The organism is Sphingomonas folli, from assembly GCF_019429525.1.
GTDB classification, from domain to species: domain Bacteria; phylum Pseudomonadota; class Alphaproteobacteria; order Sphingomonadales; family Sphingomonadaceae; genus Sphingomonas; species Sphingomonas folii.
In genome coordinates this window covers 22,388-44,577 of the sequence record NZ_JAHXZL010000006.1, presented here as the reverse complement: position 1 = coordinate 44,577, position 22,190 = coordinate 22,388, and the positions used below count along the sequence as shown (strand labels likewise).

At 70.9% G+C, this 22,190-nt stretch carries 16 protein-coding genes; 7 read left to right on the top strand and 9 right to left on the bottom strand.

Annotated features, from left to right (window positions below):
• Positions 1 to 110: 110 nt before the first annotated feature.
• The 4 genes from KZ813_RS10305 to KZ813_RS10295 form a co-directional block, all read right to left on the bottom strand.
• Positions 111 to 2,372 carry a glycosyl hydrolase gene (locus KZ813_RS10305; protein ID WP_219754909.1) on the bottom strand — a complete coding sequence of 754 codons (2,262 nt, stop codon included), beginning with the start codon at positions 2,370 to 2,372 and terminating at the stop codon, positions 111 to 113.
• A gap of 201 nt (positions 2,373 to 2,573) precedes the next feature.
• Complete coding sequence (locus tag KZ813_RS20110) at positions 2,574 to 2,705, bottom strand: hypothetical protein (RefSeq protein WP_258046644.1); 132 nt, start codon at positions 2,703 to 2,705, stop codon at positions 2,574 to 2,576.
• A gap of 45 nt (positions 2,706 to 2,750) precedes the next feature.
• Positions 2,751 to 3,917 (bottom strand): Na+/H+ antiporter NhaA, encoded by a 1,167-nt coding sequence (gene nhaA / locus KZ813_RS10300; protein WP_219755131.1) that lies wholly within the window; start codon positions 3,915 to 3,917, stop codon positions 2,751 to 2,753.
• Positions 3,918 to 4,368: 451 nt separating this feature from the next.
• Positions 4,369 to 5,265 (bottom strand): NAD(P)-dependent oxidoreductase, encoded by an 897-nt coding sequence (locus tag KZ813_RS10295; protein ID WP_219754908.1) that lies wholly within the window; start codon positions 5,263 to 5,265, stop codon positions 4,369 to 4,371.
• A 204-nt stretch (positions 5,266 to 5,469) separates the two neighbouring features.
• On the opposite strand from KZ813_RS10295, the gene KZ813_RS10290 reads away from it, so the two are divergent.
• The 4 genes from KZ813_RS10290 (at position 5,470) to KZ813_RS10275 (ending at position 11,633) form a co-directional block, all read left to right on the top strand.
• Positions 5,470 to 7,938: a PAS domain S-box protein gene (locus KZ813_RS10290; protein WP_219754907.1), complete on the top strand. Its 2,469-nt coding sequence runs from the start codon at positions 5,470 to 5,472 to the stop codon at positions 7,936 to 7,938.
• Positions 7,939 to 8,243: 305 nt separating this feature from the next.
• Positions 8,244 to 8,558, top strand: a complete 315-nt coding sequence (locus KZ813_RS10285; protein ID WP_219754906.1) for a hypothetical protein — start codon at positions 8,244 to 8,246, stop codon at positions 8,556 to 8,558.
• Positions 8,559 to 8,571: 13 nt separating this feature from the next.
• Positions 8,572 to 10,329, top strand: coding sequence for an ABC transporter permease (locus KZ813_RS10280; protein WP_219754905.1), 1,758 nt, complete (start codon positions 8,572 to 8,574; stop codon positions 10,327 to 10,329).
• A gap of 11 nt (positions 10,330 to 10,340) precedes the next feature.
• Positions 10,341 to 11,633 carry an ABC transporter ATP-binding protein gene (locus KZ813_RS10275; RefSeq protein WP_219754904.1) on the top strand — a complete coding sequence of 431 codons (1,293 nt, stop codon included), beginning with the start codon at positions 10,341 to 10,343 and terminating at the stop codon, positions 11,631 to 11,633.
• Position 11,634: 1 nt separating this feature from the next.
• On the opposite strand, the gene KZ813_RS10270 is transcribed toward KZ813_RS10275, so the two are convergent.
• Complete coding sequence (locus KZ813_RS10270; protein ID WP_219754903.1) at positions 11,635 to 12,492, bottom strand: SGNH/GDSL hydrolase family protein; 858 nt, start codon at positions 12,490 to 12,492, stop codon at positions 11,635 to 11,637.
• A gap of 274 nt (positions 12,493 to 12,766) precedes the next feature.
• On the opposite strand from KZ813_RS10270, the gene KZ813_RS10265 reads away from it, so the two are divergent.
• A complete protein-coding gene (locus KZ813_RS10265) occupies positions 12,767 to 13,882 on the top strand; it encodes an acyltransferase family protein (RefSeq protein ID WP_219754902.1) in 1,116 nt (371 codons plus the stop codon).
• Between the two features lie 181 nt (positions 13,883 to 14,063).
• Here the strand turns inward: KZ813_RS10265 and KZ813_RS10260 are convergent, their stop codons facing one another.
• The 4 genes from KZ813_RS10260 to KZ813_RS10245 all read right to left on the bottom strand — a co-directional run bounded on the left by KZ813_RS10260 (position 14,064) and on the right by KZ813_RS10245 (position 18,328).
• Positions 14,064 to 16,475, bottom strand: a complete 2,412-nt coding sequence (locus tag KZ813_RS10260) for a hypothetical protein (RefSeq protein ID WP_219754901.1) — start codon at positions 16,473 to 16,475, stop codon at positions 14,064 to 14,066.
• A gap of 356 nt (positions 16,476 to 16,831) precedes the next feature.
• On the bottom strand, positions 16,832 to 17,431 hold the full coding sequence (locus KZ813_RS10255; RefSeq protein ID WP_219754900.1) for a hypothetical protein: 600 nt from the start codon (positions 17,429 to 17,431) through the stop codon (positions 16,832 to 16,834).
• Between the two features lie 34 nt (positions 17,432 to 17,465).
• Entirely contained in the window at positions 17,466 to 17,825 is a 360-nt protein-coding gene (locus KZ813_RS10250) for a hypothetical protein (RefSeq protein WP_219754899.1), read from the bottom strand.
• Positions 17,826 to 17,944: 119 nt separating this feature from the next.
• Positions 17,945 to 18,328: a hypothetical protein gene (locus KZ813_RS10245; RefSeq protein WP_219754898.1), complete on the bottom strand. Its 384-nt coding sequence runs from the start codon at positions 18,326 to 18,328 to the stop codon at positions 17,945 to 17,947.
• Positions 18,329 to 18,609: 281 nt separating this feature from the next.
• Here KZ813_RS10245 and KZ813_RS10240 point away from each other — a divergent pair, with 281 nt between their 5' ends.
• Together KZ813_RS10240 and KZ813_RS10235 are read left to right on the top strand one after the other, a co-directional pair.
• Positions 18,610 to 20,160 carry an NAD(P)/FAD-dependent oxidoreductase gene (locus tag KZ813_RS10240; RefSeq protein WP_219754897.1) on the top strand — a complete coding sequence of 517 codons (1,551 nt, stop codon included), beginning with the start codon at positions 18,610 to 18,612 and terminating at the stop codon, positions 20,158 to 20,160.
• Positions 20,161 to 20,164: 4 nt separating this feature from the next.
• Complete coding sequence (locus KZ813_RS10235; protein WP_219754896.1) at positions 20,165 to 22,186, top strand: hypothetical protein; 2,022 nt, start codon at positions 20,165 to 20,167, stop codon at positions 22,184 to 22,186.
• Positions 22,187 to 22,190: the final 4 nt, after the last annotated feature.

Genomic DNA, 22,190 nt, shown 5'->3' with positions numbered 1-22,190 from the left:
TGCCTTCACCGATAATCGGGCGGCTAGCAACTGCCCAGGAGGAGGACGCAAAAGAGAGGACCGGGCCGGCACGTGCCGACCCGGTCTCCCCCCCTCTCAGCGCGATCGGCTCACACGAAGTGGAAGCCGGTGTCGGTCTTGAGCAGGTGTGCCATGTCGAGCCCCTCGAGCAGCACCGAACTGCCTGAGTCGATCGTCACGAGCACGCCGTCATGGTCCTGCGCCACGGTCGCGACCTTGCCGCCCTTGAGCAGCGCGACGAGGTCGAGCGTGTCGCCGGCGCCGAAGTCGGTGATCGTGGCGTGGCCGGCCTTGGTGAAGACGAACGTGTCGCTGCCGCCCCCGCCGGTGAGCACGTCGGCGCCGCCCATGCCGTTGAGCACATTGTTGCCGCTGTTGCCGATCAGCGTGTTGGCCTGGCTGTTGCCGGTGGCGTTGATGTTGGCGGTGCCGGTGAGCGCCAGCGTCTCGACGAAGGTGGCGGCCAGATTGTAGCTCACCGAGGCGTAGACCGTGTCGTTGCCCTGCGCCTTGCCCTGCAGCTCGACCACCTTGTCGCCGACATGGTCGACATAATAAGTGTCGTTGCCCGCGCCGCCGGTCATCACGTCGGCGCCGCCGCGGCCGTCGAGCACGTTGTTGCCGGCGTTGCCGAACAGCGAGTCGGCACCGGCGCCGCCGAAGCCCGAGAGATCGGCCTTGCCGGTGAGGCGCAGCGTCTCGACGTTGGTGCCGGCGAGGTCGAAGGTGACCGAGGCGTAGACGGTGTCGTTGCCCTCGCCGACATTCTCGACGACGCGGTCGCCGAGGTGATCGACGTAATAGGTATCGTTGCCGAGCCCGCCCGCCATCAGGTCGGCGCCCGCCTTGCCGTCGAGCACGTTGTTGCCCGCGTTGCCGTACAGGGCGTTGTCCTGGCCGTTGCCGGTGGCGTCCAGGTCGGCGGTGCCGGTGAGGTGCAGCGCCTCCACGAAGGTGCCGGCGAGACTGTAGCTCACCGAGGCGTAGATCGTGTCGTTACCCTCGTACTGCGCCTCGATCACCTTGTCGCCGACGCTGTCGACGTAATAGGTGTCGTCGCCGAGGCCACCCGCCATCGTGTCGGCGCCGCCGCGACCGTCGATCACGTTGTTACCGGCATTGCCGGTGATCGTGTCGGCGCCGACGCTGCCATAGGCCTTGAGGTCGGCGGTGCCGGTGAGGCGCAGCGCCTCGACGTTGAGCCCCGCCAGGTCGAAGTCGATCGACGCCTCCACGGTGTCATAACCCTCGCCGGCCTTCTCGATCACCTTGTCGCCGACATGGTCGACTCGATAGGTGTCGTCGCCGGTGCCGCCGGTCATCACGTCGGCGCCCGTGCCACCGTCGAGCAGGTCGTTGCCCGCGCCGCCGTTGAGCACGTCGTTGCCGGCGCGGCCGTGGAGGAAGTCGTTGCCCGCGCCGCCCGAGAGCGTGTCGTTGCCGGCATGGCCGATCAGCATGTCGACGCCGCTGCCGCCGCTGCGGTTCACCACCGTCGTGTCGTTGGCGAAGGGATCGACGCCCTCACCGAAGATCGCCTGGAAGACCTTGCCCGCGTTCGGATACTGGCCGTCGGAGAGGCGACCCTTGAAGTCGGCGTTCGAGTTCCAGTAATTCTGGTAGGTGATATTGTGGTCCTCGAACCACTGCGCCGCCATCTCGATGAACGCGCCCGACGTGTCGGAGTTGACGCCCCACTCGCCGATCGCGGTGGGCTTGCCGTGCGCGTCGGCGAAGTCCTGCTGCCACTGCAGGCCATAGGGCTGGTTGACGAAATAGTTGAACGCCGCGACCGGGTCCTTGGGATCCCACTGCGTGTTGTAGTAGAAGTCGAGGCCGATCACGTCGACGTATTTGTCGCCCGGGTAGACCGAGGCGACGTCCATCCCCTGGCTGCCGATATTGGGCGTCCACTCGAACACGAACTTGTCCGAGACCGAGCGGAAGGTGTCGACGAACTGCTGGAACGCGCCGACATAGGCCTTCTCATGGCCGTTGGCCGACCAGGGGAACCAGCCGTTGCCGTTCATCTCCCAGCCGAGTCGCACGTAGATCTTGTCGTCGCCGCCGGCGTTCGCCACCATGTCCTTGGCGAGGACGAGATAGTTGCCGTTGTACTGACCCTTCGCGGCATTCTCCAGCGTGGCGCCCCAAGGGATGAGGCCGATCGACCATTTGATGTCGACGTCGGCACCGGCGACCTGCTGCGCGATCCACTTGGGCGATTCATTGAAGTCCCACCAGCTGCCGAAGCCGCCGACCAGCTGTATCGCGTCGAGGTGACTGTTGAGCCAGGCCGCGTTCTGCGTGACCGAGTTCATGCTGTTGTCGATGTACACGGAGTTCTGCATTGCCGTCGCCCAATCCAGAGGTGATCTGATGGGCTGGCTATTACGGGACAAGCTGGGAAGGCTTCGTCACCGAACGCGGTTAAGTGCAGATTATTGGTGAACGAGCGTCAATATCTGACGTTCGACTTCGTGACGTTAGTGCAACGGTGAGGGTCCGTCCAGCAGGAGGTGACCCGACGTGACGATCCGACCTCGGTCTTCTCAGATCACGTCACCGGCATAGAACAGGATGCCGATGCTGCTGGCCAACAGGAAGGCGAGATAGATCAGGCCGCCGCGGATCTTCACGCCCGACTTGCCGAAGGTCTGGTCGCCGTTGTCGTCGTGCCTCATGGTCGCTCTCCCGCGCCGGTTCGGCCTCGTAACTCGCTGTACGCGCTATCGATCCGTTCGGAGGGCAGCGGTGTGCAGCACGACGAAGCCGGCCACGCCCGCCAGCAGCGAGCCCGCCAGCACCCCCAGCTTGGCCTCGGCCTGGAGCAGCGGCGCGTCGGCGAAGGCCAGCAGGGTGATGAAGATGCTCATCGTGAAGCCGATCCCGCAGAGCAGCGCGACGCCGAGCAGCTGCGTCCAGCCGGCGTGCGCCGGGAGCTCGGCGAGGCGCAGCCGGATCGCCAGCGCCGAGAAGCCGAACACGCCCACCACCTTGCCGAGCAGCAGCCCGGCCGCGACCCCGAGCGTCACCGGCGCGGCGAGCGCGCCGGGCGGCAGACCGAGGACCGGCACCGCGGCGTTGGCGAGCGCGAACAGCGGCAGGATCACGAACGCGACCGGGGCGTGCAGCGCGTGCTCGAGCCGGTACAGCGGGCCGCGCTCATGCCCCGCGGCGGCGGGGATGGTGAAGGCCAGCATCACCCCGGCGAGCGTGGCGTGCACGCCCGAGCGCAGCACCAGCCACCACAGCAGCACCCCCAGCAGGAGATAGGGCGAGAGCCGGGTCACGCCGGCGCGGTTGAGCATCGCCAGCAGCGCCAGCACCGCGCCCGCCCCGGCGAGATACGGAAGCGCCAGCGCGCCGGTGTAGAAGAGCGCGATGATCAGCACCGCGCCGAGGTCGTCGATGATCGCCAGCGCGGCGAGGAAGACGCGCAGCGATGCCGGCACGCGCTCGCCGAGCAGCGCGACGACGCCGAGCGCGAAGGCGATGTCGGTCGCCGCCGGGATCGCCCAGCCCTGGGTCGCGCCGCCGCGGTTGACCGCCAGGTACAGCAGCGCCGGCGCCGCCATCCCGCCGGCCGCGGCGATACCGGGCAGCAGCCGCCGCGGCCAGGAGGCGAGCCGGCCGTGCAGCGTCTCGCGCTTGATCTCCAGTCCGACGAGCAGGAAGAACACCGCCATCAGCGCGTCGTTGACCCACGCCTCCAGCGCGAGTGGTCCCAGCCGGCGGTGGAGCAGCGCGGTATAGCCGGGGGCGAGCGGCGAGTTGGCGAGCAGCAGCGCGAGCGCGGCGGCAGCGATCAGCACCGTGCCGCCGGCGGCCTGGCTGGTCAGGAAGCGGCGCAGCGCGCTGGCGCGCGGGCGGGGCGGGTGCGGCGCGTGGGTGATGGCTCGGGCTCCGGGCAGGCGTCGGTGCGCTGGCGGCCCGACCAGCACCACACCCTGCCCGCACGCCGAACGGCGCGGGCACCCGCGGCGGGTATCGCATCGGGGGCGCGTCGGAGCAAGGGCGGGGTGAGGAGTGGGGCGAGGCGGGGTCGGGGCGAGGCAGGGTCGGGTCACTCGCGCCGTGGCCCGGCGATCGCCGGAGCCCAGGTGGCGCGGCCGCGCTCCGCGCGTGGCGCCGGCCTCCTGCGCGCGCGGGAGCACGTCGATGGCATCGACGAGATGATCGAGCGGCGACGGGCGCGGCGCTCTCTTCCTCTTCCGTCATGGATGGGGTCCGGGATCCAGCGGGCCGCAAACTCTTGGCCGGGTGCTCGTTGCACGGTGGATCGTGAGACGAGCTCGGGATGACGGCCGTAGGAGGAGCCGACGCGCCCCGGCTCCTCATGCCCGCTCAGGCGATCGCGGACACGAGCGCCTCGCCCGCCAGCCACGCGTCCAAGTTCGCCAGCACCAGCGCCTCCATCGCCGCGCGCGCCTCGCGCGTGGCGCTGCCCTGGTGCGGCGCCAGCACCACCTGCGGCAGCGCGCGCAGCGCCGCGGGAACGCGCGGCTCGTCGGCGAAGACGTCGAGCCCGGCGCCCGCGATCGTGCCGCGCTCCAGCGCCGCGACGAGCGCGGGCTCGTCGACCAGGCTGCCCCGCGCCACGTTGACCAGCACGCCTCCCGCGCCGAGCGCGTCCAGGACCGCGGCGTCGACCACCCGCTCGGTCGCGGCGCCGCCCGGCGCGGCCAGGATCAGCACGTCGCTCGCCGCCGCCAGCGCGGCGATGTCGGGCAGCCGCTCGTACGGCACGTCCTTCGCCGAGCGCGCGCAATAGCCGATCCAGCCGGCGAAGGGCGCCGCGCGCGCCGCGATCGCGCCGCCGATCTGGCCGAAGCCGAAGATGCCCACGCGCCGCCCCGTCGCGCGACGCGCCAGCGGCACCGCCCAGCCGCCGTCGCGCACCGCTCGGTCGTTGGCCACCACCGCGCGCTCCACCGCGAGCCACAGCGCCAGCGCGAGGTCCGCGACATCGTCGGTCAGCACGTCGGGCGTGGTCGTCACGCGCACGCCGCGCGCGCGGGCGGCGCCGAGGTCGACGCCGTCGTGGCCCACGCCGTGGATCGCGACGATCTCGAGCGCGGGCAGCCGGTCGCACGCCGCCGCGTCCCAGCGCAGCGAGCCGCCGCCCACGACCGCGCGCGTCGTCGTCGGCGCGGTGCCGCGGTGGAGCGTGAAGCGCTCGGCCAGCGCCGCCTCCAGCGTGGGTGACTGCGGTTGCGCGAGGAACAGGTCGGGGTTGGTCATGACGGCCGCGATAGCCGCTATCGATCGCCGCCGCAGCCCGCTCCCGCCTCCGCGGGCGGCCAGGATCGACGAAGCGTGCTGCCCACGACCCTTAAGGGCGCCCGCGCGCGCAGGAGTCCTTCAGCCGGCTCAGCCGCGCCGTCGCAGGCCCTGGCACGCCCGGCGGTATCTTTGCGGGCGCCGCCGCGCTAACGCGATCAGCGCATGATCTCCGCCCTCTACCGTGACCCGGCCGAGCTGCCCGCGGCGCTGCGCTTCCTCGCCGGGGGCGGGCGCGCGACCGAGCTGATCCTCGCGCGCGACTGGACCGACCACCCGCTCGGCGGCCCCGCCGACTGGCCCGAGGCGCTCAAGGCGACGCTGAGCACCGTCCTCAACTCGCCCGAGTCGATGATCCTGTGCTGGGGCGCGGAGGAGCTCACCTTCTTCTTCAACGAGACCTATTTCCCGCTGCTGGGCCCGCGCGTGAGCTGGGCCATGGGCGCGCCGTTCCGCACCGTCTGGGCCGACGCCTGGGCGCAGGCGCGGCCGATCATCGAGGAGGCCTTCGCCGGGCGCAGCCAGCGCTTCACCGACCTGCCGTGGAAGCTCGACACCGATCGCGGCCAGGCCGACACCTGGTTCACCTTCTCCTACTCGCGCGTGCTCGACTCGAGCGGCGCGGTGGCGGGGCTGTTCATCTTCACCAACGAGACCACCGAGCGCGTGCTCGGCGACGCCGCGCTGCGCCAGAGCGAGGAGCGGCTGCGCCTGGTGATCGAGGGCGCGAAGGATCACGTCATCTTCACCGCCGACCCCGGCGGCGTGATCACGAGCTGGTCGGCGGGCGCGCAGGCGGTGCTGGGCTGGGCGCCCGAGGAGGCGATCGGCCGGCCCGCGGCGATGATCTTCACCGCCGAGGACCGCGCCGTCGGCGCCGACGTGCGCGAGATCATCGGCGCCGCGCGCGACGGCTGTGCCCCCGACGAGCGCTGGCACCTGCGTCGCGACGGCACGCGCGTGTTCCTCAACGGCTCGGTCCACCCGCTGCCCGCCGACGCGCAGGGGCGCGAGCGCGGCTTCATCAAGATCGCGCGCGACGAGACCGCGCGCTGGCAGGCGCAGCAGGAGCTGGAGCGGCTCAACGCGACGCTCGAGCAGGAGGTCGCGGCGCGCACCGCCGACCGCAACCGGCTCTGGCAATTGTCGTCCGACATCATGCTCGTCGCCGGCTTCGACGGCACGATCGAGGCGGTCAACCCGGCCTGGACGCGGGTGTTGGGCTGGGCCGAGTTCGAGCTGCTCGGCCGCCCGATCTTCGGGTTCGTCCACCCCGACGACCTCGACGAGACGCGCGCCGCCGCGGCGGGGATCGGCGCCGGCCAGGCGTTCGCGCGCTTCGGCAACCGCTATCGCCACCGCGACGGCAGCTACCGCGACATCGTCTGGGCGGCGGGTCCGGGCGACGGCAAGATCATCGCGGTCGGTCGCGACGCCACCGAGGAGAAAGCGCAGGCCGCCGCGCTCGTGCTCGCCGAGGGGCAGCTGCGCCAGGCGCAGAAGATGGAGGCGGTGGGCCAGCTCACCGGCGGTCTGGCGCACGATTTCAACAACCTGCTCACCGGCGTGATGGGCAATCTGGAGCTCGTCCAGGCGCGGCTGGCGCGCGGGCGGCACGACGATCTGGAGCGTTTCGTCCTCGCCGCGCAGGGGGCGAGTCGCCGCGCCGCGTCGCTCACGCAGCGGCTGCTGGCCTTCTCGCGCCGCCAGACGCTCGACCCGCGGCCGACCGACGTCAACCGGCTGATCGCGGGGATGGAGGAGCTGCTGCGGCGCTCGATCGGCCCGACCAGCGCGATCGAGGTGGTGCCCGCACCGGGCCTGTGGACCGCGATGATCGACGCCACCCAGCTGGAGAGCGCGATCCTCAACCTCGGCATCAACGCGCGCGACGCCATGCCCGAGGGCGGGCGCGTGACGATCGCGACCGCCAACCGCTGGATCGACGAGTCGGACGCGCGCGAGCTCGAGCTGGCGCCCGGCCCGTATCTCAGCGTCGCGGTGAGCGACACCGGCACCGGCATGGCGCCGGAGACGGTGGAGCGCGCCTTCGAGCCGTTCTTCACCACCAAGCCGATCGGGCAGGGCACGGGGCTGGGGCTGTCGATGATCTACGGCTTCGCGCGCCAGTCGGGCGGGCAGGTGCGGATCGAGTCGGTGCCGGGCGCGGGCACCACGATCACCATCTACCTGCCGCGCCACGCCGGCGCCGCGCACGGCAGCGAGGAGGAACAGGTCGCCGACGCCGCCGCGGCGGTGCGCGGCGCGACCGTGCTGGTGGTCGACGACGAGACCACGATCCGCCACCTGATCGACGAGGTGCTGGAGGAGGTGGGCTATACGGTGATCGGCGCGGCCGACGGCGCGGCGGGGCTGAAGGTGCTCGGTTCGGACGCGCCGATCGACCTGCTGATCACCGACGTCGGCCTCCCGGGTGGGCTCAACGGTCGCCAGGTGGCGGACGCCGCGCGCGCGCTGCGCCCCGGGCTCAAGGTCCTCTTCGTGACGGGCTATGCCGAGAACGTCGCGGTCGGCGGGGGGCATCTGGAGCCCGGCATGGAGCTGCTGACCAAGCCCTTCACGATGCACGCGCTCACCGTGAAGGTGGCGGAGATGCTGGGCGCCATGGGCTGAGCGGATCGCGGACGGTGCCGGCCCGAGCCGCTCGCTATCACGGGTAGCGATGCGGCAAGCGCGGGGTTGATCCGCGAGGCCACAGGCGTATGGGCCACGCCATCGCGCGCCGCCGCGCGACTCGGAGAAACGCCCACCGATGCCACGATCTAGTCCCTTGTCCGACGACGGAGACAGTCGAAGCACCCGCTTCGCCGTCACCGCACGTCAGTGCACGGGGCCGTCGGTGGCTCGCGGGGTCGGCACGCGCTGACCTGAGCCGACCGCCGCCGGGTCCCGTCACCGGAACCCCGATGGAGGTCGCCATGACCCAGCATGACCCGCGCGCCGCCGCGCGCGCCAGAGAGTTCGATCCGTTCTCCGCCACGGCCCAGCGCGCTCCGGCGCACGCAGCAGCCCAGGGCCACGACCGTCATCCTCGCGGCCCTGGGCTCCGGCGTCCGCCGGCGCACGGCGCGGTCGCGATCGAGCAGGGGCCGGCGGTTCAGGCGCCGGACCAGCGCCTGCTCGACCTCCGCGCCGCCGCCCGCGCGCGCGGCGTCCGCGCGACGCTCGCCGCCGTCCCGCTCCATCGCGCGCGGCTGTTGCGCGCGATGGTCGCCGGCCGTCGCGCCGCCTGACCGGGAGCGGCGCATGATCCACCTCCCGCTCGGCCGCCCCACCACGCCGCCGGGGACCCGCCGGGTCGCGCTCGGCTGGCCCGACGTCGCGCTGTTCGCCCTGCTCGCCGGCGCGGGCGCGGCGGTGGCGGCGGGCGCGCACGACGCGGTCGAGCCGCTGCGTCGGCTCCAGCTCGAGCCGATCACGCTCGACCCGCGTGCGCTGCCCTATTACGCGCTGCTCACCACGCTGCGGCTGTTCGCCGCGCTGGCCGCCTCGCTGCTGTTCAGCGTGGTGGTCGCCACCGCCGCGGCCAAGAGCCGCCGCGCCGAGCTGGTGATCGTCCCCGCGCTCGACATCCTCCAGTCGGTGCCGGTGCTGGGCTTCCTCACCTTCACCGTCACCGCCTTCATGGGGCTGTTCCCCGGCAGCCGACTCGGCGTGGAGTGCGCCGCGATCTTCGCGATCTTCACCAGCCAGGCGTGGAACATCGCGCTGAGCCTCTACCAGTCGCTGCGCCAGGTACCCGACGACCTCGCCGAGGTGGCGCGCGGTTTCGGCCTGTCGCCGCTGCGCCGGCTGCTGCGAGTCGAGCTGCCCTTCGCCGCGCCGGGGCTGGTGTGGAACGCGATGCTGTCGATGTCGGGCGGCTGGTTCTTCGTCGTCGCCTCGGAGGCGATCAGCGTCGGGCGGACCCAGGTGATGCTGCCCGGCATCGGCTCGTGGCTCGGGCTGGCGATCGAGCGGCGTGATCTGAGCGCGGTGGCGCTGGCGGTGGCGGTGATGGCGGCCGTGATCCTGCTCTACGACCAGCTCGTGTTCCGCCCCGCGATCGCCTGGGCCGACCGGTTCCGCGTCGAGCAGACCGCGAGTGTCGCGCCGCCGCGCTCCTGGCTGTTCGAGCTGCTGCGGCGCGCGCGGCTGCTCCCCGCGCTGGTGGCGCCGTGGCGCGCGCTGGCGGGGGCGGTGCTGCTGCTCGATCCCGCGCCGCGCGCCGTCGCGCCGTGCCGCGCGTTCGGCGAGGGCGACGCGACCGAGCGCCGCGCCGCCCGGTCGCGGCGCGCGTGGCAGGTCGCGGTCGCGCTCGCCGCGATGGGTGCCGCGCTGCTGGCGGCGCGCTATCTGGCGGCGCGACTGAGCCTGGGCGACGCGCTGCTGGTCGTGCGGCTCGCTCTCTATACGCTGGTGCGGGTCGCGGTGCTGATCGCCGCGGCGAGCCTCGTGTGGGTGCCCGTCGGCGTGTGGATCGGGCTCCGCCCGCGCTGGACCGCGCGCGCGCAGCCGGTGGCGCAGTTCCTCGCGGCCTTCCCCGCCAACGTGCTGTTCCCGGTGGCGGTGGTGCTGATCGTGCATTGGCACGCCGACCCGGACATCTGGCTGACCCCGCTGATCGGGCTCGGCACGCAATGGTACATATTGTTCAACGTCATCGCCGGCGCCAGCGCGGTGCCGAGCGACCTGCGCGAGGCGGCGCGGCTGTTCGGGCTGCGCGGCTGGGCGTGGTGGCGGCGGCTGATCCTGCCCGCGATCTTCCCTTACTACGTCACCGGCGCGCTCACCGCGAGCGGGGGCTCGTGGAACGCCAGCATCGTCGCCGAGGCGGTGAGCTGGGGCGACACCCGGCTGACCGCGGCGGGGCTGGGCAGCTATATCGCCGAGGCCACCGCGGCGGGCGACGAGGCGCGCGTGCTGCTCGGCATCCTGGTGATGTCGGCGCTGGTGATCGCGATCAATCGGGCGCTGTTCCGCCCGCTCTACCGGCTGGCCGAGCGCCGGCTGCGGCTCTCGTGAAGGAGGCGCGCATGGCGCAGCAGACCCCCCCGCTCGTCACCGTCGAGGCGCTGAGCCACCGCTATGGCGGGAGCGAGGGGCCGCCGATCCTCGACGAGGTCGCGCTGACCGTCCACGAGCGCGAGGTGGTGGCGCTGCTCGGCCGCTCGGGATCGGGCAAGTCGACGCTGCTGCGCTCGATCGCCGGGCTGGTGACGCCGGACACGGGCACGCTGCGCTTCACCCCCGGCGCGGACGGACGCGCGCGCTCGGTGGCGATGGTGTTCCAGTCGTTCGCGCTGATGCCGTGGCTCACCGTGCTGCAGAACGTCGAGCTCGGGCTCGAGGCCAAGAAGGTGCCCGCGGCCGAGCGGCGCCGCCGCGCGCTCGCCGCGATCGACCTGATCGGGCTCGACGGCTTCGAGAACGCCTTCCCGCGCGAGCTGTCGGGGGGCATGCGCCAGCGCGTCGGGCTGGCGCGCGCCCTCGTGGTGGAGCCCTCGCTGCTGCTGATGGACGAGCCCTTCTCCGCGCTCGACGTGCTCACCGCGGAGACGCTGCGCAGCGACCTGATCGAATGGTGGGGCGACGGGCGGCTCGGCATCGCCGCGGTGCTGATCGTCACGCACAATATCGAGGAGGCGGTGCTGATGAGCGACCGCGTGCTGGTGCTCTCCTCCAACCCCGGCCGCATCGTCGCCGAGTTCCGCGTCGATCTGCCGCAGCCGCGCGACCGGCTCGATCCCGCGTTCCGCGACCTGGTCGAGCGCATCTACGCGCGCATGACGCAGCGCGTCGCTCCCGCGGCGGAGGAGGCGCACGCGCCCCCGCCGGCGCTCGGCCGCCCGCTCCAGCCGGTGTCGGTCACCGCGCTTGCCGGGCTGATCGAGGAGGTGGAGGCCGCGCCGTTCGAGGGCCGCGCGCCACTCGCCGACCTGGGCGACACGCTCCAGCTCGAGGTCGACGAGCTGTTCCCGATCGTCGAGACGCTCCAGCAGCTCGGCTTCGTGGCGCTGGCGGAGGGCGAGGTGGCGCTCACCGCGGCGGGCGCGGCCTTCGCGCAGGAGGACGTCGACCAACGCAAGGCGATGTTCCGCGCGGCGCTGCTCGCCCATGTGCCGCTGGCGGGCGCGATCCGCGCCGCGCTCGACTCGCGCGCCGGCCACCAGGCGCCGGCACGGCTGTTCCGCGAGGAGCTGGAGGAGGGGCTGTCGCCCGACTTCGCCGACGACACGCTGCGCGCGGTGACCGAATGGGGCCGCTACGCCGAGCTGTTCGCCTATGACGAGGCGGGTGACCTGTTCACGCTCGACGACCCGGGCTGAGTCACTTCAGCAGCGCGTCGACCGCCTTGGCGTAGATCAGCGCGAGCTTGCCCTGGCCGCCCGCGCCGTTGGCGCCGCCGTCGGTGGGGTGGAGCCCGTCCTTGTAGAGCGCCTTGTCGAGCGGCGCGGTGTCGGGGCCCATCACCGGGTCGGCGGCGAAGTCGATCACCGCGTCGATCTCATGGCCGACCGCGGCGCGCAGCTCGGCGTTGACGGTCTGGCGCCGCTCGTTGTGGAGGCTGGTGTAGCGCGGCTGGTCGGGCATGTTGACCGGCAGCAAGGTGCCCACCGCCACCGTGACGCCGGCGGCCTTGAAGCGCGCGGTGTAGCGGAACAGCTGCTCCAGCCAGGCGCGCGCGCCGCTGGCCGCCTGGAGATCGTTGGCGCCGATCAGCACGGTGAGCAGCCGCGGGTGGAGCGCGAGGTCGGCGTCGGCGCGCGCCTCCAGGTCGTTGACGCCCGAGCCGCCGACCGCCTTGCCGTAGAAGGTCACCTTGGGATGCGCCGCGGCGTAGAGGCCGGTGTGGCTGCCGCCCCAGAGGACCGAGATCGAGTCGCCCTCCGACAGCACGCCGCTGCCGCCGGTGGCGGGCGTCGGGGCCGGCGTCGGGGCCGGGCTCGGCATCGACGCGGGCTCGGTGACCGCCGAAGAGACCGGCACCGCGCTGGGTGACGCGCTCGGCGCGGGAGCGAGGGTCGGGCTGGGGAGCGGCGCCGCGACCACCGCCACCGGCGCGGCGAGCGAGGCGGCCGCCGCGCTGCCACCGCCGCCGCCGCAGGCCGAGAGCGACGCGACGGTGAGCAGCGCGGCGACGCGGCGGAGGGGGCGGCTGGCGGCGGGCGACGTCGCGATCGTCATGGCAAACTCTCTCCTGCGCCGCGCCGCGGCCGTCGGGCGACTGGTTACCGGCTCGTGGTTGACGAGAGGTAAATGGTTCGAGTCGTCATCGCGCCGTTACCGCCACGGTGGGGCACACCATCTCTGTCCAAAACTGGAGCAGATTGTACATTAAAGCAAATGTAAGCCGCTTCGTGCGAGGGTCGGCACGGTGATACGAATCGGTCTGCCGCCAGCGGAGTCTCTCATGATTGCGCCGGCCGCGCGGGGGACTGTAGCGAGCGGGGGCGACAACTTGGCGAGAGGTGACGGCGCGCCCGGCGCGCCGGTGGGACATATCGCGCCGCTCGACGGCATCCGCGCCTGCGCGGTGGCGATCGTGATGCTGTCGCACGCCGGGCTCGAGCGGATCGTGCCGGGCGGGCTGGGAGTCTCCGCCTTCTTCTTCCTGTCGGGCTATCTCATCACCACGCTGATGCGGGTCGAGCAGACGCGCACCATGGCGGTGAGCCTGCGCGGCTTCTACGCGCGGCGCGTGCTGCGGATCGTGCCGCCGATGTGGATCACGCTGGGGCTGGGGCTGCTGCTGGTGCTCGCCGGCGTGCTGCCCGCGAGCGGCGGCGCCGGGCTCGACGCGCGCGCGCTCGCCGCGCAGTTCCTGTTCCTCAACAACTACACCGACAGCTTCGGGCTGAGCGGCGCGGTGCCGGGGATGCCGGTCTGGTCGCTCGCGGTGGAGGAACATTACTACCTCGCCTTCCCGCTGCTGTACGTCGCGGTGCTGCGGCGGCTGCCCAACGCGCGCGCGGCGCAGCTGTGCCTGGGGCTCTGCGTGCTGGTGCTGCTGGTCCGCGGCGCGCACGCGCTCGCCGGCGACCCGATCGACCAGCTCTATTACTGGTCGCACACCCGCATCGACAGCATCCTGGCGGGCTCGTGCCTGGCGCTCCACCGCAACCCGGTGCTCGACCGCGCCGCGGCGTGGCGCCCGCGGCGGCGCGAGACTGTCCTGGCGGCGGCGCTGCTGCTGGCCACGCTGGCGATCCGCGACGAGCTGTTCCGCCAGACGATCCGCTACTCGCTCCAGTCGCTCGCCTTCTTCGTGCTGTTCGCGGCGGTGCTGCAGTCGCGCGGGCGCGTGGCGCGCTGGCTCTCCTCGGCGCCGATGAAGCTGGTCGGCGACTATTCGTACAGCCTGTATCTCTCGCACCTGCTGCTGCTCACGCTGGTGATGGCGCTGAGCGGTAGCGCGAGCCGCGGCGCGGCGGCGGTGGTCGCCTACCCGCTCGCCTTCGTCTATGCCGCGGCGATGTATCGCTGGGTCGACCAGCCGCTGGCGCGGGTGCGGCGCGCGCTCCACCGCGGCGGTTACCGCTTCCGCCCGACGGCGGCGCGCGCCGTGGTGGTGTGAGGGGTGGTGTGAGGGGATAGCCGATCCTCTCCGCGAGCGCGGCGGGAGGCCGACGCCGCGGGCCGGCGGTGGCGGCGGCTCTCCTCGCGGCGCAGCGCCCGCGGAAAGCCCCCTCCACCAGCCTGCGGCTGGTCCCCCTCCCCGTGCCGGGGAGGATGGGGCGGGCTGACCGAGATCCGCCTCACTTCGCCTTCTTCGCCGCGGTCGCGGGCACCACCAGCTTGACCACGTCGTCGGGCGCGTCGTGCAGCTTGAGGTACAGCGCGCCGCCGACCGGGTGCGGCACCGCCAGCTCGCCGGCGACGAAGCCGAGCGGCACGTTCTGCGCCTTGGCGAAGGCCGCGTCGTCGGCCACCTGCGCGATCAGGAACAGCTCCTGCCCGCGCAGGGTGCAGGTCGCGCCGTCGCAGCGCAGCTCGCTCAGCTCGGGCAGCCGCACCACGCGCGCCAGCGGCTGCCAGTCGCCGACCAGCTCGCCCTGCACCAGCCGCATCTTGAGCGGCCCCGTCGCCGCCGCGCCGAGCGCCTCGCGCGGGGTGAGGCTGGCGACCGCGACGTCGCCGCCGATCAGCTGGAGCTTGCCGCTCGCCACGCTGAGCTTGGCGCTGGCGCCGTCGTCGGCGGTGGCCACCTCGATCAGGTCGCCCGCGCTCAGCCGCGTGTTCACCGCGCGCGCCGAGAAGGTGAGCGTCGCCTCGGGCGCCAGCGCGAACTCGGGCAGCTCGAGCGCGAGCCGGTCGGGCACCGCGGGCGACGCGACGCTGCGGCTGACCAGCTCGAGCCGCGGCCGCGGCGGCGTGATCGTGGCGCGCACCGCGGTGGTCCGCCCGTCCTTGAGCGTCACCTTGGCGTCGCTCGTCCCGGTCGGCACCGTCTCGGTGTTGGCCTCGGTGGTGAGCGCGAGCCGGTCGCCCCCGCCCATGTCGCGCGTCAGCGCGCCCGCGGTGAAGGTGAGCCCCGCGACCTCGAGTGACGCGACCTGGTCGAGCCGCGCGCCGACCAGCCGCCCCTCCCTGTCGCCGGTGTAGAGCGTGAAACCCTCCAGCCGGCTGGCCTCGCTCTGGCCCTTGAGCGTCAGCTGCGCGGGCGCGCTGGCGCCGTAATGCGACACCAGCAGGGTGAGGTCGCCCGGGCGCGCGCGCTGGAGCGGCAGCGTCGCGGTGATCTCGTCGGGCGCGCTGGCCTTCCACTCGACCGGCCTGATCGTGCCCGAGCGGTCGCGCAGCGCGACCTGCTCGACGCAGGCGGCGGCGCCGCCGCGCAGCGTCAGCGGCGCGTCGCGGCCTACCACCACCGTGTCGTCGGGCCGCGGCTGCCACGCCGCGGGCGCGCCGTTCTGGAGCGGGAAGCGCGGGCCGGTGAAGCTCGCGAAGCCCCAGCGCCCGGTGAGCGTCGCCTCGCCGATCGCGCTGGCGCCCAGCTTCTGCGCGTCGGGCCCGACCACCAGGCCGCCGCGCTCGGCGTCGGCGGTGACGGGCAGCTCCACCGTGCGGCCGTCGGCGAGCGCGAGCCGCAGCGTCAGCGCGCGCGCATAGTCGGTTGCGAACACCAGCGGCGCGTCCTCGAGCGGCAGCACCAGGCCCGGCTTGGCGAGGCACACCGCGTCCTTGAGCGCGGCGCGCAGCGGCGGGGGCGCCGCCGCACCGATGGGGGGCAGCGGTGCGACCAGCACCGACTTGGGGTTCTGGAACGAGGGCGGCGTGTTGAGCTGGAGCCGCAGCCGCTCGTTCTGCCCCACCGCCAGCGCGGGGGCATATTGATAGTCGGCGCTGCGGAACACGCCGAACAGCCGCGCGAAGTCGCGCGCCAGCGAGATATAGGGGCTGAACTCGCCCGCGCCGCCCTCCTTGGTGGCGGCGAGGCTGTAGGCGAACTGGGTGGTGGTGCCGCCGATCACGTCGATCAGCGAGGCCGCGCCGCCGCCGGTCTGGAGCACCATGCCGTCGCGGTTCTGCGTCAGGCACGAGGCCTGGAGCGCGCGACTGCGCGCGAGACAGTCGGCGTTGAGCTTGATCCCCAGCGTGCCGGCGAGCGCGGTCGAGACCGGGACGAGCCGCTCGGGCGCGCTCTCCTCGACGCGCGCGACGCCGTTGATGAAGGTCTCCAGCCGGGCGCGGTCGAGCGAGGCCTGGTAGAGGTCCTGCGCGGCGCGGACGAACACGCCGGGGCGGCCGCGCACCGCCTTCACCAGCGCATTATAGCCCCCGCCGGTCTCGGGCGCCATCAGCGCGATCGCCTGCTGCGCGCCCTCGGGCACCTTGACGCTGAGCGTCGCTTTCTTCGGGTTCCACGTCTCGGCCTCGTAGAACCAGTTCTTGGGCGGCGGGTTGGTCGCGCCGCGCAGGAAGACGAGGACGAGCAGGTAGCGCGCCGCCTGGTCGGCGGGCAGGTCCGCCCTGAGCTCGAGCTGGTCGCCGACGCGTAAGGAGGGCACCTGGCCGATCGGCAGCGTCACCTTCTCGCGGGTCACCGACATGGTCAGCGCCGGGCCGGCGAGATCGAAGCTGTTGCCCTGCGCGCTCGCCACGACCGGCGAGAGCAGCAGCGAGGAGAGCGCCAGCAGCGCCAGCAAGCGTTGGAGAAGAAGCCGCATCACCCCTCGCTATAGCCCAGCCGCGCGCGCCCGCGCCACCGCCCGTTGGGTGGCGTGCGATCTGGGCGAGGATGCGGCGGCGGGGTGGGGATGATGGGGCGAGCGCGCCGGGTGGGAGGGGGCGAACGTTGAGGAATGTTGGAGCGAATGTTGCGAATGTTGAGCCGCCGGCGGGGTGCATCAGTGATGTCGAGGTATGACGCGAGGCGTATAGGCAGGTCAGGCGCACGGACACATGCAGCACTTGTTCCATAAACGCTTGATGTAGGACAGGGCAGAACCGTCCCCAAAGTTTTGATGTCTGGATGGCGAGGCGACCTCGCCATCCAGGGCGGCGTCAGTCAAAAGTCTTGCAATCACACTAAAAAAACAACCTGAACAACGGAAGAATGAGAAGATTGAAGGAGTATAAATATGTTACCGCCAAGTCCATGGGGAGATGGAAGGTACATCATGTCAAGCGGCTTTAATTTAGTTCGTAACATAACAATCAAACCACTTTTATGGAACAGGCTGAGTTTATACTCATTACCCTCATAAGTTACGGCGGCGAAGCTATTTCTTGCATAGGGTACACTAATTGGCTCACATAGCGCGTCATATGGTCTAGCGGTGGCTAAAGAAAAAGCGCTACACCTAGTCTTTATCCTGACATAATCGGCGCTGACAGGAACATACGTGGCGCCGTTTTTCTCATATCGTACCCCGGCCTGTGTGGTGAAGCCGGAGACGGACAGAGAAGCCTCCTCGATTGCGCATCCAGTAATAATTTGTTCTGCACTTTGTAGGCGGATTGTGGAAGTGCTTGTTTGAAGCGAGGCGTAGCTGCTAATATGTTCACGTAAATCAATAGAGTAAGCAGACTTATTAGAACAACTTGAGTTTTGTGCGTTCGCAGGATTTGCAAAAAGTGCTATAAGACCCAGAGAAAACGGCAGCATTGCTGTCTGCAACACCGAAGTCCGGCAGCAGCTTTTATGTAATATATATTTACGCATACAAATTCAGGGTGCCTCCAACCTTAGTCGTTTCAGTAGGCGATGGATTGACTGAAGCAGATGATGTAACTGCATTTCCATCGTATCCATAGGTCGGACTTGACAATGGTTTGAGGCCGACATCATCTTCGATTGCTTTGGCCAGAGAGTTAGCCAGAACTTCGTTCCCCAAATAGTATCCGTCTGCATCGTTTGTCCCGTTTTTTGTTTGCCATTCGTTTTCCGCTTTGCCCGCTTCTGTGTTATGCGCAAGTTCGTGCAAAATTAGGTAGTCAAATGACTTGTCCTTTTCTGAGCTGTCAGGGCTTCTTGCCTGATAGCCTGTAAGTGTGTCCATTGAAAAATGGGTCACTCCGTTAGCATCGGTTGACGCGCCATTTTTTTTACCATTTGGGTATGTCGTTCCTGGCTTATCAATCTGAAATTCATTGAGGCCCAGAGACTTTTTACCTCGGCTCCTGTAACATTCTTTTATGTTCCATCTGATATCTTGACTTTAAACACCTTTTCGTCTTTTATATTTTTTAAAGACTTATCAATCGCGTTTACCCTATCTCTAAGTTCTTTTACGGCGTCGGCTTGCTCCTTGTTAGGATATTCAACCATCGTCTTGACCTTGCTGACTGTCGCTCCTCCCGGCTTCTTAGGCGGATCGTCAGGGAACGTTTGACCTGTCGATGGGGGTACATTCGATCCCGGGGATGGATCCGCCCCATCGGTGGGCGGGCGCTTGCCGGTCACCGTAACCTCAGTGCCCGAGGGTGAGTCATCAGAATCCGCTGTTGGGCGGAGCATACGGCTGTTTAGCAACGCGTTACCGCTAAGTGATGAGGTCGAGGATAAGGTAGTCGTCATAATAGATCTCCCTGTACGATACGGTGAACTGCGGATCGTACATTCATATTTTAGATAAAAATGGGAGATTGAGCTGACGGAATCCTAGAAATGATCTTGTCTGATTTGGGATTTGACCTCGGTGTCGGTTACTGAGTTGCGGTGTGGTCCACAGCCAAAATCCCGGCTTATAAAGTAATTCCTCATTTTGTAATTTCTGACGGCGCACCCGTCGTTAACCACCCCTCAACCAAATTCCGTCATCCCCTCGCCATCACGGGTCACAGGATCGGGCGAGGGTGATGACGGCGATCGGCGCGACTTCTGCGGCACAGGCGGGCGAGACGGTGGACGTCGCGATCATCGGCGCGGGCCCGGCGGGGCTCACCGCCGCCTATCTGCTCACCCAGGCGGGCTATAGCGTCGCGGTGCTGGAGAAGGACCGGCGCTACGTCGGCGGGATCAGCCGCACCGTCGAGCACCAGGGCTTCCGCTTCGACATCGGCGGGCACCGCTTCTTCTCCAAGTCGAAGGACGTGGTGGATCTCTGGAACGAGATCCTGCCGCACGACTTCATCGAGCGCCCGCGGATGAGCCGCATCTATTACGAGGGCAAATTCTACAGCTACCCGCTGCGCGCGTTCGAGGCGCTGGGGCATCTCGGCATCGTCCGCTCGACTTTGTGCATGGCCAGCTTCGCCAAGGCGCGGCTGCTGCCGCGGCGCCGCGTGCGCAGCTTCGAGGACTGGACCGTCAACGCCTTCGGCCACAAGCTCTACTCGATCTTCTTCAAGACCTATACCGAGAAGGTATGGGGCATGCCGTGCGACGAGATGAGCGCCGACTGGGCGGCGCAGCGGATCAAGGGCCTGTCGCTCGGCAAGGCCGTGATCGACGGGGTCAAGCGCTCGCTCGGGCTCAACAAGCGCCCCAACGACGGGATGCAGGCCAAGACGCTGCTCGAGAACTTCCGCTACCCGCGGCTCGGGCCGGGGATGATGTGGGAGGCGGCGCGCGACCGCGTCGTCGAGCGCGGCGGCAAGGTGCTGATGGGCCACGCGCTGCGCCAGCTCCACCACCACGCCGCGACCGGCCGCTGGACGGTGAGCGCCACCACCGACGCGGGCATCGCCACGCTCGACGCCGCGCACGTGATCTCCTCGGCGCCGATGCGCGAGCTGGCCAGCCGGCTCCACCCGCTGCCCGCCGCGCTGCCCGAGGCGGCCAACCTCAAGTACCGCGACTTCCTCACCGTCGCGCTGATGATCCGCGCGCCCGAGCTGTTCCCGGACAATTGGATCTACATCCACGATCCCAAGGTGAAGGTGGGGCGGATCCAGAACTTCCGCTCCTGGTCGCCCGAGATGGTGCCCGATCCCGCGATCGCCTGCGTCGGGCTCGAGTATTTCTGCTTCGAGGGCGACGGGCTGTGGACGTCGAGCGACGAGCAGCTGGTCGCGCTGGCGACGCGCGAGATGGCGGCGCTGGGCCTGTGCGACCCGTCGCACGTCGTCGGCGGCACCGTGGTGCGCCAGGAGAAGGCCTATCCGGTCTACGACGAGGATTACGCGCAGAACGTCGACATGCTGCGGCGCGAGCTGGAGGGGCGCTACCCCACGCTCCACTGCGTCGGGCGCAACGGCATGCACCGCTACAACAACCAGGACCACGCGATGATGACCGCGATGCTGACGGTCCGCAACATCCAGGCCGGCGCGCGCGTGTACGATACCTGGGCGGTCAACGAGGACGCCGAGTATCACGAGAGCGGGCGCGAGGGCGAGGCCGCGGCGCTGTCCAGCCTGCGCCAGGTGCCCGGGCGGATCGGCGCGGACGTGCGCCGCGCGGCGTGACCCGATGACCCTGCGGCGGCATCCCGCCGCGGCGGTGCTCGCGGGCTGGCTGCTGACGTCGCTGCTGCTGGTGGCGGCGAGCTGGGACGCGATCCGCGTCCGGCTGTTCCTCGACGCCGACGACGCGATGCGGCTGCTCGAGGTGCGCGACTGGCTCGGCGGCCAGGGCTGGTTCGACGTCGCGCAGCACCGGCTCAACCGCGGCGACTTCCCGATGCACTGGTCGCGGCTGGTCGACCTGCCGCTGGCGGGCGCGATGCTGGCGCTGCGCCCGCTGCTGGGCGCAAGCGGCGCCGAGCGGGCGGCGCTGGTGCTGGTGCCGCTGCTGACGCTGCTGGCGGTGACCGCGCTCGCCGCGCTGCTGACGCGGCGGCTCGCCGGGCGCGCGCGCGTGCCCTACGCGGTGCTGCTGGTGGCACTCGCCTCGCCGCTGCTGTTCCAGCTGCGCCCGCTGCGGATCGACCATCACGGCTGGCAGGTCGCCGCCGCGCTCGCCGCCGCCGCCGCGCTGCTCGCGCCGCCGACGCGGCGGAGCGGCGCGCTCGCGGGTGCGGCGCTGGCGGTGCTGCTGACGATCTCGCTCGAGGGGCTGCCGATCGCCGCCGCCACCGCCGCGATCGCCGCGCTCGGCTGGGCGTGGCGGCCCGCGCGCGGGGCGATGGTGGTGGCGCTCGGCTGGACGCTGGCGGGCGGCGCGACCGCGCTCCACCTCGCCACGCGCGGGCCGCTGTGGGCGCAGCCGGCGTGCGACGCGATGGCGCCGGCGTGGCTCGCACTGCTGTGGGTCGCGGCGGCGGGGCTGACGGCGGCGGTGGCGATGGGGCGCGTAATGGGGAGCGGGGCGCTCGCCTCTCCCCCTCCGTCGTCCCGCACGTCCGGGATCCACGGTGCCGCGACCGCTCAGACGGCGAGAAGCGCGGCCGTATGGGCGTCGGAACCCGTCCGGGGTGACGGGGAGGATGACGAGCCGCCCCGTCCCGGCGGTGCTCCTGCGCGCGCGGGAGCCCGGCGTCACCACGCGCACCGCTCGCTGCCCTGGGTTCCCGCGTTCGCAGGAACACCGACGCGACTTGCCCTGCGCCTCCTGCTCCTCGCGCTCGCCGGCGCCGCCGCCGCGGCGACGCTGCTCGCGCTCGCCCCCGGCTGCCTCGCCGGGCCGTTCGCGACGCTGCCGCCGCTGGTCTATCGCTGGTGGTATCTCAGCGTGCTCGAGGGGCGTCCGCTGTGGGACCAGCCGCCCGCGCTCGCCGCCGCCGCCATCGGGCTGCCGCTCGCCGGGCTCGCCGGCACCGCGCTGCACCTGCGCCGGCTGCCGCCGCGCACGCTGGCCGACGCGGCGCGTGATCGCTGGTGGCTGTACCTGCTGCTGCTGCTCGCCGCGACCGCGATCGCGCTGTGGGTGAGTCGTGCCGCCGCCACCGCCAACGCGCTCGCGGTACCCGGTGCCGCGGTGTTGCTGGCGACGCTGCTGGCGCGCGCGCGCCGGCTGACCGCGCCGCTACCGCGCACGCTCGCCACGCTCGGCGCGCTGCTGCTCGCCTCGCCGGGTCAGGTCGCCGCGGCGGCGCTGCTGCTGGTGCCCGGCCCGGTCGAGCGCGCGCGCGACGACTCGCGCCGCCCGAGCTGCGCCGCCGCGACCGACGTGCGCGCGCTCGCCGCGCTGCCGCCGGGCATCGTCTTCGCCCCGCTCGACGTCACCCCCGAGCTGCTGGTGAGCACGCGCCACCGCGCGATCGCGGGCGGCTATCACCGCGGCGCGCGCGCGATGGAGCAGGTGCTGCTCGGCCTCACGCTGCCGCCAGACCGCGCGCGCGCGGCGGTGGTGGCGAGCGGCGCCGACTATCTGATCGCCTGCCCCGGCCTGCCCGAGCTGGCGCAGTATCGCGCCGCCGCGCCCCACGGCCTGTGGGCGCGGCTGGAGCGCGGCGAGCGGGTCGACTGGCTCGCGCCGCTGCCGGTGCGCGGGCCGGTGCTGGCGTGGCGGGTGGTGCGCGACCCCTTGCCCGCGGGGGCCGCGCGCCCGTAAGGCG

Excerpts from the sequence above, each read along its gene's own strand:
- KZ813_RS10280 (WP_219754905.1), top strand. The coding sequence starts at position 8,572 with ATGATCCACCTCCCGCTCGGCCGCCCCACCACGCCGCCGGGGACCCGC.
- KZ813_RS10305 (WP_219754909.1), bottom strand. The coding sequence starts at position 2,372 with ATGCAGAACTCCGTGTACATCGACAACAGCATGAACTCGGTCACGCAG.
- KZ813_RS10260 (WP_219754901.1), bottom strand. The coding sequence starts at position 16,475 with ATGCGGCTTCTTCTCCAACGCTTGCTGGCGCTGCTGGCGCTCTCCTCG.
- KZ813_RS10235 (WP_219754896.1), top strand. The coding sequence starts at position 20,165 with ATGACCCTGCGGCGGCATCCCGCCGCGGCGGTGCTCGCGGGCTGGCTG.
- KZ813_RS10285 (WP_219754906.1), top strand. The coding sequence starts at position 8,244 with ATGACCCAGCATGACCCGCGCGCCGCCGCGCGCGCCAGAGAGTTCGAT.
- KZ813_RS10245 (WP_219754898.1), bottom strand. The coding sequence starts at position 18,328 with ATGACGACTACCTTATCCTCGACCTCATCACTTAGCGGTAACGCGTTG.
- KZ813_RS10275 (WP_219754904.1), top strand. The coding sequence starts at position 10,341 with ATGGCGCAGCAGACCCCCCCGCTCGTCACCGTCGAGGCGCTGAGCCAC.
- KZ813_RS10290 (WP_219754907.1), top strand. The coding sequence starts at position 5,470 with ATGATCTCCGCCCTCTACCGTGACCCGGCCGAGCTGCCCGCGGCGCTG.
- KZ813_RS10240 (WP_219754897.1), top strand. The coding sequence starts at position 18,610 with ATGACGGCGATCGGCGCGACTTCTGCGGCACAGGCGGGCGAGACGGTG.
- KZ813_RS10270 (WP_219754903.1), bottom strand. The coding sequence starts at position 12,492 with ATGACGATCGCGACGTCGCCCGCCGCCAGCCGCCCCCTCCGCCGCGTC.
- KZ813_RS20110 (WP_258046644.1), bottom strand. The coding sequence starts at position 2,705 with ATGAGGCACGACGACAACGGCGACCAGACCTTCGGCAAGTCGGGCGTG.
- KZ813_RS10295 (WP_219754908.1), bottom strand. The coding sequence starts at position 5,265 with ATGACCAACCCCGACCTGTTCCTCGCGCAACCGCAGTCACCCACGCTG.